The organism is Aurantibacillus circumpalustris (genome assembly GCF_029625215.1).
Taxonomy (GTDB): Bacteria; Bacteroidota; Bacteroidia; order B-17B0; family Aurantibacillaceae; genus Aurantibacillus; species Aurantibacillus circumpalustris.
This window is the reverse complement of record NZ_CP121197.1, coordinates 4,340,277-4,355,047: the sequence shown is the minus strand read 5'-3', so window position 1 is coordinate 4,355,047 and position 14,771 is coordinate 4,340,277. Positions and strand designations below refer to the sequence as shown.

The window sequence follows — 14,771 nt, the reverse complement described above, 5'->3', positions numbered from 1 at the left end:
GAGCAGCTTTTTGTTATTAAGATTTAGCTGTTATTTCGTTACAATTAGTTTAGTAACACGTTTAACCTTAGCGTTACTTTGAATATTAACAATATAAACTCCAGCATTAAGTGTATTTGTTTCAAATTGATGGTTAAAATCACCACCAGTCATCTTCCCAAGATCTTCTGATATCACTACGCGACCGCTGATATCCATAACTTGTAGAATAGCTGTTTCCCCTTCAACACCTGAAAAAGCAATATTTACATTACCATTTGTTGGATTTGGGTATAGGCTTAGATTTTTACCCGCAATTGGTTTTTGTTTTTCTTCAACACCTACAGCATAAGCTGTAAAATAAGTTCCTGTAGTCCAAACTCCACGTCCGTTTGTTGCAACATAGATTTGACCTGAATTATAACAGTCACCTGGATTAAGTATTTGTTGTTTGATGTCAAAGATCTGAACTTTTGGTAATTGATCGGTCGATGAACTATTTACAGAACTCCACGAACCAGAGGTAATATCTGAAGTATAAAACATTCCGTTGTCTGTTCCAACAAATACTATTTTGTCATTTCCTTTTTCCATCATGGAACAATAAGTAACTGCATTTGCAAGCGAACCTTGTTTGTCTTCCCAAACAATATTTGTTTGGTTCGATTTTGAAGCATCGTTTTTATTATACATTACAGTTCCTGTTGTTCCAGTTGATGCGCCATTAAAGGTTACTGCTAAATTTTTCCCATCGTTACTAACACTAATACTGGTGATTGGTTTATCAAAGCTTCCAATCAAAGTTGTACGGTAGGGAGAAACTGGGTTTGGATTGGTTGAATAACCAACAGCGCTATTAGTGTATGTGAAAATATCTGTGTAAAATTTACCGGAATACGATGAAGGCGTTAAATCCATGATTGTTGTTATATGTGAAACACGATATAACTTGTAAATCTGAGGCGCTGCGGTTGTACTAGGAACGGTAGCAAAGTATATTTCCGTACCGCTTTTGCTCCATTCCAAAGTAGTAGGTTTATCTGAATAACTTACCACATTTGTTGTTGGATTACCAGAAGCATCATCCGAATAAGCACCACTTTGACTCACTCTAACAAAAGAAAGAGGGTCGTTTAAAGCTAACGGATTTTTAGAGACAACAATAGCATCTGCACCACCAGTGACACCAGGATGCCTTAAAATCATTGCCAATCTTGCTGAGGCAATCATTGGTGCTTTCTTTGTTGGGTTATTTGGATTTAATGGAACGTCACCAAAAGTGACAACGGTTGTTGTAACGATGGAAAGATTAGGGTTTACTCCAGTGGTTTTATAGACTTTACTTGTATCTCTTCCAGCTAGAGTATTTGAACTTAAACTTAGTACAGTATATGTATAAAGTCCTTTTACATTCACTTTAATATCGGTTACATCTATTCCTATGTCATTTGTCGGGTTAACTATATAGGTAGAACTACCGATAGAAATGGTGGATGTTTGTAAACTACTTGTGGTTACCAATGAACTTACTGTTCCACTTGCGTGCGATAATGTGTAAGTGGTAGTTACCGTCGGGTTAACAGTGAGACTAAAAGAGTTAGAACTGCTAAGTGATTGCGTATTAGCAGACGGGTTAATGCTAAGGATTGGTGCGCCAATAGTAAATGTCGTTGACATGGAATTTGAACCGGTTCCTGATAAAATTGTATAAGTGGTTTGCGATGGGCTCAGAGGCATCACCGTAAATTCAGGATTCGCGGATTGAGTAATTGCACCTGGGTTTAGAGTATAATCAGGCGATGTGACATTTGTATTAATAGGTGCAGTTAAAGTATAGGTTAAAGGATCGGTACTTAGTTTATACACAATCGGTATAGCTTTCAAAGTATAATCACCCAAAGCATGAATAGTATATGATGTGGTTGAGTATGGTTTCACAGTGAAAGTCGGAGAGGATTGTTTTACGGTATCACCACTCAAAAGTTTGGAGTTGTTCATTAAAACATAAGTGGGACTGGTAACCGACAAAGCGGAAGTAGAAGCTATGGTACGAGCAGGGAAAGAACCATAGCGCCAATTAGTCGTTTTAGTTAAAGGTAATTTATATGTAGTGGTTTTTGTTGAAATATTATCATCAACTACCGAGACCACGTCATTAAGTTGGTATTTGTAAAATATGGTAGCGAAAACCCTATAATAAGTAGCCGCATCAGGCACAACAATAGACGTTCCCGTAGCTGTTGCAGGGTACTGTGTGATTGTTTTTGTTGCAAAAGGAGGCGCGGTAAATGTGACAGAAATATTATCTATCAGTGTTGAGGGGTTGAGTGTGAAATTAACCGGCACAGTTGATGCTCCAACCGTTATGCACGGCATCACGGTGGTGGTGGTAATAGATGAAAATGACTTGTCAATTGCTCTCGCGTAAATTGTTCGACTATCAGATTCTAGGAACGGGGTTTGAAGATTTGCGTATGTACCAGTAATTGGTAACTGAACAGTTCCTGTTCTTACAACAATGCTATCAATCAAGGCATATTGATTTGGCCTTGAGGTTGAAAATGTAAAAGTTGTTTTTGTAGTTAGTTCAGCAAGACCTGTTGTAACTCCTGACATTGAAGCCTGGTATCTTATTGTATCGTTGTAGAATACTACTGAATCCGGTGCAACTAAAGCAACGCTTGAAGAAGGGGAGATTGTTTGACCATAATACTCCCACAGTCTAAATGCTGTACCACTTGTAGACCCAATATAATTAGTAAAAGTTTCTGAGGTCGGAGATATTTTAGAAAGCACACCTGTATATTTATTTGAGTTTAAAGCTGTAGGTGGAGATGTCTTAATATTGGTCGATCTGTATACTCTTCCATCTCCTCTACTTGCAAAGGCAGCATTTGGGAGAATCTTAGAGTACTCAGAGTTATATACATCCGCGTCTAAATAGCTTAATTCTTTACTAACAATAGTGTCTAAACCACTATAATAATTAAGTCCATTACCACCGGTCCCGCCAATAAATCCAGAATACGGGGTAACTTTTACACCAGCGGTATCATTGCCAACATTTTTTCCAATTGGAAACCTTTCGATACTCACCGAGTTAAACTGTCCAGTAACCATTCCTTTGTAAAAAGGCTGGTAGGATGGAAATGAATTCTGATTAGCAAAACTTAGATCGATTGACCTGTATACTCCTGCGTCTGTAACAAAATAATACTTAGAGTTTGGCGCGCCAGGTATCACTTTAATATCGTGAATATTTTCATGCAAATAAGACTGATTATTTGCGAAAAAACTTTGAGAAGCGTTTACCCAATTACCCACTGGGCTCAGGTTTGTACCACCTGTTTTAAAAAACACATAAAAGGAATAACCGCCAAAGAATAAAATATCTTTGTTATTTGGATCAACCATTATAACATGTGCGTAATCACCTGAAGCTATAGTACCTCCGTTTGAGAGGGGATCTAACTGGGAAGATCCTTGCAGAATTAACCCCCAAGTAGAACCCGCATCATAAGAAACAAATAAACCTTTCAGTGTCGCAGAGCTAGGGACAACATAGTTATTTGCGCAAGAGGCATAAATAACATCTTGATTAGAAGGCGCTATAGCTAATTCAATACGGCCATAATTCGCATCAATTAAACTTGATGTAGGTGTTATATTTGTAAAAGTAGAAGCTGTTGCATCTGTTGACTTATAAACTTTACTAATTGATAAAGATGAAGTCGTTCCAGCATAAGAACCAATAGAGCAGTAGAGTATTCCATTTGAGTTAAATTTAACGTCTTGTCCTGAAACTCCTGAACCAGAAGGTGCTTGTGGCAAACTAACCTGTGTAAAAGCACCTCCACCATTGCTCGACACAAAAATACCAAGGTTGGTGGCCAAAGCAACATAATTTGCATTAGAAGGACTACAGGCAACACGATTTATCTCAGTTCCTACAACGCTACTTGATACTAGCAAAGTTAAAGAAGAATCAGCTTGGTTTAATTTGTATAAACCTGTACCAACTTGAGCCTTGGCCTTTTGCCCAGGCCTTAAAAAACCTTCACCAGTTCCAACATAAATTGTACCATCAGACCCTTGGGCTAAGTAACTTATGTTTCTTACCACAGCCTGATCGTTAAGGGGGTACCATTTTATCCCTCCATTTTTTGATTTGAAGATACCACTGGATGCGCTTCCAACATAGAGCACTTTAGAGTCGCTTTGATCAACAATAATGTTTCGGGCTCTACCGGCATTGTATATGGGTCCAGCAGGTTTCCATTTCATTGTTTGTGCATTCAAAAGGCCAGTTAATCCGCTTAAAGCAATAAGGGCTAAAACTTTAGTAATTCTTTGTGACATATAATTTATCATATCAAAATGATGTTGATTTAAAGATTTGTAAATTTTAACAAATTTGTTCAATTTTATTCATAAAACAAAATGCTTTTGGGCACTTTTTTATAAAAAAGCAGCTTTTCTTTAAAACTGGTTGTTTTCTGAACATCTTTGGTAAAATAAAAAATCCTCTTGTTTTTTAGAATAACAAGAGGATTCAATACTTATAAGTTTTAACAATTAGAATCTTTCGAGTTCAGAAAAGAAAAAATTGGATTCTATTTGAGCGTTTTCATTGCTATCACTACCGTGTACAGCGTTAGCAGCAATTGATTTTGCAAAAACTTTACGAATTGTTCCTTCGTCTGCTTTGGTTGGATCAGTAGCTCCAATTAATTGGCGGTAATCAGCAACTGCATTTGGTTTAGTTAATATAGCTGCAACAATAGGCCCACTACTCATATATTCTGTAAGCTCACCATAGAAAGGGCGTTCTTTGTGAACAGCATAAAACTGACCAGCTTGCTCTTTTGTTAAACGCATGTATTTCATTGCCAAAATATTAAATCCGGCTTTGTTTATCATAGCTAAAATAGGACCAATGTTGTTGGCTTCAACAGCATCAGGTTTAATCATTGTAAATGTAATATTTCCTGTCATTTTTTATTATTAAGGGTGCAAAAATACTCAAAAAGCATACTTAAAGCAAATATTAAAACGAATTATTCAGAGTCGTTTTTTGATATGGAAGTGAAGATAAGTACCTTTAGACACATTGAATACCAATGATTATAGAATTTTGCTAAGATGACCCGTCAAACTTTTGAACTTCTAATATTAGGTTCCTCTTCAGCGAGTCCAACTTCAGATAGAAATCCAAGTGCCCAATTGCTAAATATATCTGAGCGTTATTTTTTAATAGATTGTGGAGAAGCTACTCAAATACAACTAAGGCGATACAAAGCAAAAATGCAGGCGATAGATCATATTTTTATTTCGCATTTACACGGAGATCACTTTTTTGGATTACCAGGACTTTTAAGCAGCATGCATCTTTTAGGTAGGAAGCAAGAACTCACGATATACTGTCCAAAAGAACTAAAAACAATTATAGACACAATTAATTTAGCTGCACAAACTCACTTAAGCTATGAAATTAAATGGATGTTTACGAACAATGACGGAAAAAATTTAATTTATGAAGATGCAAAAGTGGAAGTATATTCTTTCCCTTTAAAACACCGCATCTATTGTACTGGCTTTTTGTTTAAAGAAAAACCACTAGCAAGAAAAATAGATAAATACAGATTAGAAAAACTAAATATTTCGTTAGCAGATATTCATGCATTAAAGATAGGAATGGACGTTGTTAATTTAGACGGAGAGCTTGTTAAAAATTCTGATGCTACACTTGATCCTCCTGAATCAAGAGCTTATGCATATTGCAGCGATACTATTTTTGATAAAGAGTTAGTTAAACATATTCGAGGTGTTGATGTACTTTATCACGAGAGCACTTTTCTTGACGATAATCTTGAGCGTGCAAAAAAAACATATCACACCACAGCGAGTCAAGCTGCAACAATTGCAAAAATGGCTGATGTTAAACAGTTGTTACTAGGACATTTTTCTGCTAGATACAGAGATTTGAGTGGCTTTTTGAAGGAGGCTAAACCAGAATTTGAAAATTGTGTGTTGGCAACGGATGGTAAAAAAATAAAAATTTAACACCTCAATAACATTGTTATTGTATCTTTGTATGATGATTAAGGTACTTATAGCGGATAAGAATTTTTTATCAAGAGTTGGTCTCGAACTTTTGGTGGGAGAGCTAAAAGGCTTCGAGCTTGTTCCTTCTGTTTGTGGTGATAAGGACGACCTTATTAGCCAATTGCAATTATCAAAGCCCAATCTTTTAATTGCTGACTTTATTTCTTTGGGAATTACAGAAAACGAATTAAAAGGCCTTACAAAAAAATATACACGCACAAAGTTTTTAGTTATTACAGAACTCCTTTCAAAAAAAGAATTAAATACAGTATTGGATAGCGGAATTACCAGCTTTTTATTAAAAGATTGCGATAAAATTGAAATTCTAGAAGCAATAAATTCGACCATTAAGGGGGAGAAATTTATATGCGGTAAGATAGTATCATTTTTATCTGCTAGCCCTGAAATTGTCACCAATAATTCTTTTATTAAATCACTGGGTTGTGATGGTATACCAGTAACTGACCGTGAAATTGATATTATTCGGGGTATCGCGGAAGGTTTATCAAATAAACTTATTGCTGATAAATTAAAATTAAGTACCCACACAGTAAATACTCACCGTAAGAACATTATGAATAAGTTGGGCGTTAATAATACAGCTGGCGTTGTAATGTTTGCCGTAAAAAATCAACTACTGGAAACTAATTTCAGTTTGTACCAGTAACAGAATCAATAAATTTTCGGGGATTATTTTTATTTCGCTGCGGCGTATTTGCGTTTACGTATGTAAAATTGAATAGAGGCAAAAGCTATTACAATCAGCAGAGGCATTGCAACATTAATAAATTGCCATTTACTATGTTGTTGTTTTATTTTCTTTTTGTCTAACAATCTTAGTTTTACTTCTCGCGAACGCAATTGAAGCATGCCTTCGTCATCAAGTAAATAATTAACACAGTTTACTAAAAATGTTTTGTTGGCAAAGGTTTGCTGCGTATTTCTATCATAACCCAAGGGATAAACTTGTCCGGTATTTCTCGCATATTCGTTTTTTGCCACATCGCCATCGGCAACCACAATCATTTTTGTGTTTTTTCCATGGTCGATGTGTTTAAAGTTGGTGTCGTTTAAAAGTACAGATGGAAGACGGTTTTCCACGAAACTAGTGAACTCCCCTTCTAACAGACAGGCAACAGGTTGGTAGGAATTAATGAACTGTGATTCTTTCAGTTTCATTTTTGTCATAGCTAAAGATATGCGCGCGGGAGTTGGCTGTGTTTTGGTGTATTTAGATGTTTTAAGAAGAATGGTTTTTTTAATATTTCTTGCAGAAGTAATAGTATCAATTGTACTCAAGAAATCGAACTTAATAAGATCAAGGTTTTTTACGATGGGGTGATTGATATCAGGCAATACTAGCGGAGAATAAACCCAAGGAAGTAATTCAAATTTTGGTTGGCCTTTTTGGAAACCAGTATTTATCTTCAAATAGCTGCACTGAATATCTTGAATTAGTATCGGGTTTAAACGTACCCCATATTTAAACAACATTTCTTCGATATTAAGAGGCCTGTTTAAACCAAGCGTAAATCCAGTACGAAGCGAATCGAGGTTAGTATAAACCGGATCGATTAACCATAAAACTTTCCCGCCATTCATGATGTATTGATCGATTGTATAAATTTCTTTATCGGTGAATGCACTATCAGGTTTAGAAATTATAATGGCATCACTCCCCTTAAGAGATCTCAGCTCTCTACCTGGAGTAATGGTAGTTTGATTAACATCGTAGTACTCAGACAGGGCCTTCATAAAACTATATTGTTGTATAGTATCCAATTCATGATGTCCCTGAATAAAAGTAACTTCTGGTCTTTTGGTACGTTGAAGTTTTCGTATGGAGTTGGTGAGGCTATATTCTAATTCTTCGACACTATTATTAATGGAGGTTTCCATTTCAACTCCCGTTGACTGACGATTGAATATTTGCCAAACGGTTTCTTTCCCTTTATGACTTATGATTGCGCCGGGCCAGATTCTGTTTTGAGTAGTTTTGTCACTACTACGCATCGTAATTTCTTCCGGCATCAAACCTTTTTCGTACAATTGTTTTTCGAGATTATTTTTTTCTTCTGGTGTTACACCTTCTCCAGGAGTAATAAACTCGTATTGGATTTGGTTTTTCGAGTAAGCTCTAAATTCATCTAAAATTTCTCTCGCTTCGTTTTTTAAGCGAGTAAAACTAGGATCAAAATCACCATTGAGATATACTTTTAAATATACTTCATCATCCAAATTCTTCAATAGATTTTTTGTTGATTCAGCAAGTGTATATCTTTTTTCGGTTGTTAGGTCAAACCGCTCAAAGTAAAAGGAACCCACAAAGTTAAACAGCAGAATAATTACGATGACAGCTGCTAGAGAAGTAACATCCTTACGTTTATTAGAAGTGGTTATTTTTTTTGTTACCATTTTCTGCTTTGAAGAACTAGTTTCGTAAAAAGATTAAAAAGTGCGATAACACTTATAAAATAAATAATATCGCGGGTGTCAACAACACCGCGACTCATACTGGTATAATGATGATTAATTCCTAAACTTTTGAAAAGTGCATCGTATTTTCCAAACACACCACTTTGCGCAATGTATTCAAAACCGATGTAGCAAAAAAAACAAAGTAGCATGGCAATGATAAAAGCAATTACTTGATTTTCTGCGATAGAAGAAGCAAAGATTCCAATAGAAACAAAACCGGCACCAAGAAAAAGTAAACCAATATAAGATCCCCACATACCGCCCGTATCAATATTTCCTTTTGGCGCACCTAATACATGTACGCTGTAATAGTAGATAAGTGTCGGTAGGAGAGAAACGATAACAAGTGTGAATCCGGCAAAATATTTTGCAAGCACAATTTGTAAATCTGTTAATGGACGTGTTAGCAGAAGTTCTATGGTACCATTTTTCTTTTCTTCAGAAAAGGAGCGCATGGTGATAGCAGGAATTAAAAATAGATATACCCAGGGCGCAATAAAGAACAAGGGATCAATATTGGAAAAACCATTATCTAAAATATTATACCCGCCACCTTCGGTTGGAATTACCCACATAAAAACACCAATAAGTGTTATAAACACACCGATGGCAATATAGCCGATGAGCGAGCTTAAAAAGCTTCGTATTTCTTTTAAATAGAGGGTTAACATGGAGAGTAAAAGTACATAAAATTAAACAGTGATTATTCTTCTTCGTCCACTTGCGCTATGCCTTTTGTGTTATCAAGAATTTCGTATACTTTATACGTTTGATAAGCCGAACGGTTTAACTGGTTACTAAGAATTACAACAGTTAACGTGTCATTTAAACGACGGTGGAAGGAAGAGCGGTAACCATGCCACCAACCGTTATGATATACCTCTTTTTTGTCAGGATCCTTATAATCCTTAAGTCTCCAGCCATAACCGTAATTATCAACTCTTTTTTCTTTACTAAATGCAGTATAAGCTAACTCTTGTGTTTCAGGGCGAATTATTCTGTTGTTATACATTGCTTCGCTAAAAAGAAAAAGATCAAAAGGTGTTGAATAAATACTTTTATCTCCTAATACATAATCGCTTGCGTCAAAAGCTACAGGCCTCCAGCGGTTATCATATGGTTTTGTAACCTTTGCACTATTTAGATCAATATCAACTATGGTGGCAGTGTTTTTCATGCCAAGAGGCGTAAACAACTCTTCTTTTAGAAATTGTGGATATGTTTTGCCACTTGTTTTCTCAATAAGAAGTGCTAAGAGTGCGTAATTAGTGTTGCAGTAATTAAAACGCGTATTGGGCTTTAAGTACTCTCGCGAATTTTTTGAAACAAAACAAGTATACATATCTGAATTATCCATTTGATAATTCGGTTTGCAAATTTCGTTGTTAAGGGTATAGATGTAGTTTGGTAAGCCTGAGCGGTGATTTAATAAATCTTTTACATTAACATTTTCGTATGGAAAATCTGGAAAATAAAATTTGAAAGGTTTGTTAATATCGATGATTTCTCTTTCATGAAGCATAAGTACCGCAGTTGCAGTAATAACTTTTGAAACAGAGGCTAATTGAAACATGGAAGAGTCCGTAAGCGCCTGCTGGGTATATTTATCAGAAATACCGAAAGATTTTTTATAAATAACTTTTCCGGCTCTAGATACAAGAACACTTCCGTTAAAAAGGCCTTTCTTGTTCATGTCGGTGAACCAGAAATCAAGTTTATTGGCCATTACCTTCTGTGCCCGACTTAGGAGATATATGTTTGAGTGATTATCATTTGAGAATAACTTATCCGAAACGCCATCAGTAGGGGAATTCCCATAACTTAAAAACATTACAAATAAGATAACTAAAATATAAACTTTGTTCATTCTTTTTTCTTTTTTAAGGGTTTGTTCTTATCGTTTTCATCATCATCGTTGTACTTGTTGTAATCGAGTTGATTACCCCAAAAACTCATTTGCTTTTTTACCCATTCTTTTCTTTTTGCAATATAAGGACTTGCAGGATTAGCGACAAATTTGCGTGGGTTAGGTAAGATAGATGCTATAGCAGCACACTCATCTTTATTTAGTTTTGAAGCACTTTTTTTAAACCAAAACTGTGCAGCTGCTTCAGCACCATAAACGCCCTTACCCATTTCAATACTGTTCAAATAAACCTCCATTATCCGCTCTTTACTCCAAATTGATTCAATTAGCAAGGTGAAATATACTTCAAATGCCTTTCGAATGTAACTTCTTCCAGGCCACAAAAATACGTTTTTTGCTGTTTGTTGCGAAATTGTACTTGCACCACGAATATTTTTACCTTCATCATTAGCTTTCATTGCTTTTTCTATAGCTCCGAAATCAAATCCATAATGTTTAAGATAATTTTGATCTTCGCTGCAGACAACTGCTAACTGCAATTTTGGAGAAATTTTATCCAGAACAACCCACTCGTGCTTTAGTTTCATCGATTCACCATCCTTTTTTTGCTCGAGGCAACGAATAAGCATTAGTGGTGTAATCTTTACGGGAAGCCACTTGTAGAGAAGTGTTGAGCCTACAGTTGTGATGAGGAAAGCAATAACAATCCTTAACAGAATTCTAAATATTTTTCTTAGTATAAACACTGTATAAGCTGCAAATCTATTTGTAATTTTAATGACTAAACATAAAAGTTTACAAATCAATTAACTATCGAGTCTTAATTACTATGTCAAAAAAATGGATCTACCCCTTAGGGCTTATAATTGCAGTGTTTTTGGCCTTTTTTATTTATAAAAAATACCGTGTAGCTCCAACAATAAATCTAAATGAGCTTAATCTGAGTGATTTGAATGGTGATGCGATTAATTTAGAGTCTTTTCGTGGTCAAAAAATCGCATTATGCTTTGGAGCTTCCTGGTGTGGGAATTGTATAGAGGAATTAAATGTTTTGAAATCAATTCAAACTCTGAATTTAGAAGGAGTGGAGGTAATTGTTGTGAGTGATGAGCCTCTCGAAAAAATCATAAGATTTAAAGAGAAACATTCTTATCCATTTAAATTTCTAAAAATGAATCAGCGATTTAGTGAAATTGGGATCAATTCGATACCCACTTCCTACATAATTAATACCAAACTCGAAGTGAAGAAAGAAACGGTAGGTTATTTAAATTGGGAAGATCCTTCGACTTTGAAGCATTTGATAAAATTGATGGAGTAGTTGGAATGGAAAATGGAAAAGGTAAAATGGAAAAGGGATCCCGATAGTCATCGCGAGAAAAAGGGAAGACGTAAGATGGAAAATATATTTTGTTTGAATTAGTTTATGGAGAAAGTGAAAGAAAAAAAAGCCGAAGCTAAAGTGGATATTACGAAATTAAGTCCAAAAGAATTTATAATCATAAAAGGTGCACGTCAACATAATTTAAAAAACATTGATGTTGCTATTCCGCGCAATAAAATGATTGTTATTACCGGACTTTCGGGTTCTGGAAAATCTTCGTTGGCATTTGACACCTTATATGCTGAAGGACAAAGACGTTATGTGGAAAGTCTTTCGGCTTATGCGAGGCAGTTTTTGGGAAGACATGAAAAACCTCAAGTAGATTACATTAAAGGGATTTCTCCCGCTATCGCTATTGAGCAGAAAGTTATTTCTAGAAATCCTCGCAGTACAGTTGGAACCATCACGGAAATTTACGATTACTTTAAATTACTTTTCTCAAGAGTTGGAAAAACATACAGCCCGGTAAGTGGCAAGCAAGTAAAGCGACAAAGCGTTACGGATGTTGTTAATTTTATTACGGAATTAGAACCCGGCTCTAAAGTTTTAGTTCTTTCGAAAGTATATGAGAAAAAAGACAGACCGTTTCAAAAACAATTAGAATTACTCGAACAACAAGGCTTTTCACGTGCAATGGTCAACGACACCATGCAACGCATTAATGAAATTGATTTTAAAACTGTTAAAAAGAGTGCCGAAGTATTTTTGTTAATTGATCGTTTGGTAACGCAGCCTGAGGATGAAGATTTTGTGAATAGGGCGGGTGATAGTGTTCAAACTGCTTTTCAAGAAGGTGATGGAGAAAGTTTGGTGTGGGTTGAAAAAGTGGATGGTAAATATGAGAAAAATAATTTCAGCAATTTATTTGAGTTAGATGGTATAACTTTTGAAGAACCAACCGTAAACTTTTTTACATTCAACAATCCAATCGGCGCCTGCAAGATGTGTGAAGGTTTTGGAAGTATTATTGGTGTGGATCCTGATTTGGTTATCCCAAATAAAAGTTTGTCGGTATACGAGAATGCAATTGTTTGTTGGAATGGAGAGGTTATGAGCGCCTACAAAAATCAATTAATAAAAAGCGCGCACAAGTTTAATTTTCCTATTCATAAGCCTGTTATAGAACTGTCTAAAAAAGATTACGACTTATTATGGACAGGTAATCAGCATTTTGACGGACTCAATGCTTTCTTTAAAATGTTGGAGAAAGAAACTTACAAAATTCAATATAGGGTTATGTTGGCCCGTTACCGTGGGAAGACAGCTTGTCCCGATTGTGAAGGAACACGTTTACGAAAAGATGCTAATTATGTTAAGATTGATGGAAAATGTATAAATGATTTAGTATTATCGCCCGTTACCAATCTTATTGATTTTTTTAAAACAATTAAATTAAATGAGCACGATGTGAAAATTGCTAAGCGATTACTAACTGAGATTACTAATCGTTTGCAATATTTGTTAGATGTTGGTTTAGGATATCTTACGTTAAATCGCGTGGCGAATACTTTAAGTGGTGGTGAAAGTCAGCGTATTAATCTTGCAACACAACTAGGAAGTACTTTGGTTGGCAGTCTTTATATTCTTGATGAACCCAGCATTGGGCTTCATCCAAGAGACACAGAACGATTAATAAAAGTTTTGCGTTCACTTCAACAACAAGGAAATACAGTTATTATTGTTGAACACGATGAAGAAATTATGCGTCAGGCAGATGAACTCATTGATATTGGTCCGGAAGCGGGAACTGACGGTGGACATTTGGTTTTTCAAGGAACGCATAAGGATTTATTAAAAAACAAAAACGGTTACACATCAAAGTATTTAAATGATTTAATGCGTATTGAAATTCCTACCACTCGCAGAAAGTGGAAGGAGTTTGTAGAGGTACGTAATTTAAATGATAATAATTTAAAAAACGTGAAAGTGAAATTTCCTTTGGGCGTTTTAACCTGTGTTACAGGAGTGAGTGGTTCTGGGAAATCAACATTAATAAAAAAAGGACTAATCCCTTATATGCAGCGCTATCTCGATGGATATTTTGAAAGCGTTAATTCTGATCATTTAATTGGTGGCAGTTTAAAACAAATTAAACAATTGGAGTTTGTAGATCAAAATCCGATTGGAAAATCTTCACGCAGTAATCCGGTTACTTATATTAAAGCATTCGATGAAGTGCGGAATTTATTTGCTGAACAAGGGTTAGCAAAAACAAGAAATTACAAGCCGGGATTTTTTAGTTTTAATGTGGAAGGTGGACGCTGTGAGGTTTGCCAAGGTGAAGGGCAAATTACTGTAGAAATGCAGTTTATGGCCGATATCCAATTACAATGCGAAGGTTGCAAAGGAAAACGTTATAAATCTGAAACTTTAGAAATTTTGTACAAAGGAAAATCGATATCGGATATATTAGATTTAACGGTAGATGATGCAATAACTTTTTTCAGTAAAGATGAAGACAACCGTATAGCTCATAAAATTACTGAAAAACTCAACGCTTTGCAGGCAGTTGGTTTAGGTTATGTGCAATTAGGACAGAGTAGCAGTACTTTGAGCGGAGGTGAAGCACAACGTATTAAGCTTGCCAGTTTCTTAATTCAAATAAATAATACGTCACCCACACTTTTTGTATTTGATGAACCAACTACGGGATTACATTTTCATGATGTAGCTAAACTTTTAAAATCGTTTGACGCATTATTGAAGAAAGGACATTCGATTGTGGTGATAGAACACAATATGGATGTGATTAAGTGCGCTGATTGGATAGTTGATATGGGACCTGAAGGTGGTGAACATGGCGGGAACGTTGTATTTGAAGGAACACCTGAAGATTTGGCGCGATCAAAAGAAGGATATACGAGTAAATATTTATTAGCGACTTTAAATAAAGGGAAATAGTTTGCTGGATAAAGAACACTTTGGCATTCACTGATAAATCACCCTATAAGGGTTAGT

10 protein-coding genes are annotated in these 14,771 nt (G+C 35.5%); 4 read left to right on the top strand and 6 right to left on the bottom strand.

What is annotated here, in order from left to right:
- Positions 1 to 30: 30 nt before the first annotated feature.
- Together P2086_RS17975 and P2086_RS17970 are read right to left on the bottom strand one after the other, a co-directional pair.
- Positions 31 to 4,338: a T9SS type A sorting domain-containing protein gene (locus P2086_RS17975; RefSeq protein ID WP_317898151.1), complete on the bottom strand. Its 4,308-nt coding sequence runs from the start codon at positions 4,336 to 4,338 to the stop codon at positions 31 to 33.
- 216 nt (positions 4,339 to 4,554) lie between these two features.
- Positions 4,555 to 4,974 carry a nucleoside-diphosphate kinase gene (locus P2086_RS17970; protein ID WP_317898150.1) on the bottom strand — a complete coding sequence of 140 codons (420 nt, stop codon included), beginning with the start codon at positions 4,972 to 4,974 and terminating at the stop codon, positions 4,555 to 4,557.
- Positions 4,975 to 5,121: 147 nt separating this feature from the next.
- Between P2086_RS17970 and P2086_RS17965 the strand changes: the two genes are divergently transcribed.
- Positions 5,122 to 6,042: a ribonuclease Z gene (locus P2086_RS17965; RefSeq protein ID WP_317898149.1), complete on the top strand. Its 921-nt coding sequence runs from the start codon at positions 5,122 to 5,124 to the stop codon at positions 6,040 to 6,042.
- A gap of 31 nt (positions 6,043 to 6,073) precedes the next feature.
- Complete coding sequence (locus tag P2086_RS17960; protein WP_317898148.1) at positions 6,074 to 6,751, top strand: response regulator transcription factor; 678 nt, start codon at positions 6,074 to 6,076, stop codon at positions 6,749 to 6,751.
- A gap of 29 nt (positions 6,752 to 6,780) precedes the next feature.
- On the opposite strand, the gene gldG is transcribed toward P2086_RS17960, so the two are convergent.
- From gldG to mtgA, 4 genes are read right to left on the bottom strand one after another with little or no spacing between them, the layout of a single operon-like run.
- Positions 6,781 to 8,499: a gliding motility-associated ABC transporter substrate-binding protein GldG gene (gene gldG, locus P2086_RS17955; RefSeq protein ID WP_317898147.1), complete on the bottom strand. Its 1,719-nt coding sequence runs from the start codon at positions 8,497 to 8,499 to the stop codon at positions 6,781 to 6,783.
- Positions 8,493 to 9,233 carry a gliding motility-associated ABC transporter permease subunit GldF gene (gene gldF / locus P2086_RS17950; RefSeq protein ID WP_317898146.1) on the bottom strand — a complete coding sequence of 247 codons (741 nt, stop codon included), beginning with the start codon at positions 9,231 to 9,233 and terminating at the stop codon, positions 8,493 to 8,495. The genes gldG and gldF overlap by 7 nt, the downstream gene beginning before the upstream one ends.
- A gap of 32 nt (positions 9,234 to 9,265) precedes the next feature.
- A complete protein-coding gene (locus P2086_RS17945) occupies positions 9,266 to 10,429 on the bottom strand; it encodes a serine hydrolase domain-containing protein (RefSeq protein WP_317898145.1) in 1,164 nt (387 codons plus the stop codon).
- Positions 10,426 to 11,175, bottom strand: a complete 750-nt coding sequence (mtgA, locus tag P2086_RS17940) for a monofunctional biosynthetic peptidoglycan transglycosylase (RefSeq protein ID WP_317898144.1) — start codon at positions 11,173 to 11,175, stop codon at positions 10,426 to 10,428. The genes P2086_RS17945 and mtgA overlap by 4 nt, the downstream gene beginning before the upstream one ends.
- Before the next feature lie 83 nt (positions 11,176 to 11,258).
- Between mtgA and P2086_RS17935 the strand changes: the two genes are divergently transcribed.
- Together P2086_RS17935 and uvrA are read left to right on the top strand one after the other, a co-directional pair.
- Positions 11,259 to 11,750 (top strand): TlpA family protein disulfide reductase, encoded by a 492-nt coding sequence (locus P2086_RS17935; RefSeq protein WP_317898143.1) that lies wholly within the window; start codon positions 11,259 to 11,261, stop codon positions 11,748 to 11,750.
- A 105-nt stretch (positions 11,751 to 11,855) separates the two neighbouring features.
- The gene (gene uvrA / locus P2086_RS17930; protein ID WP_317898142.1) at positions 11,856 to 14,714 is read left to right on the top strand and encodes an excinuclease ABC subunit UvrA; all 2,859 of its coding nucleotides are present in this window, start codon (positions 11,856 to 11,858) and stop codon (positions 14,712 to 14,714) included.
- Positions 14,715 to 14,771 lie beyond the last annotated feature (57 nt).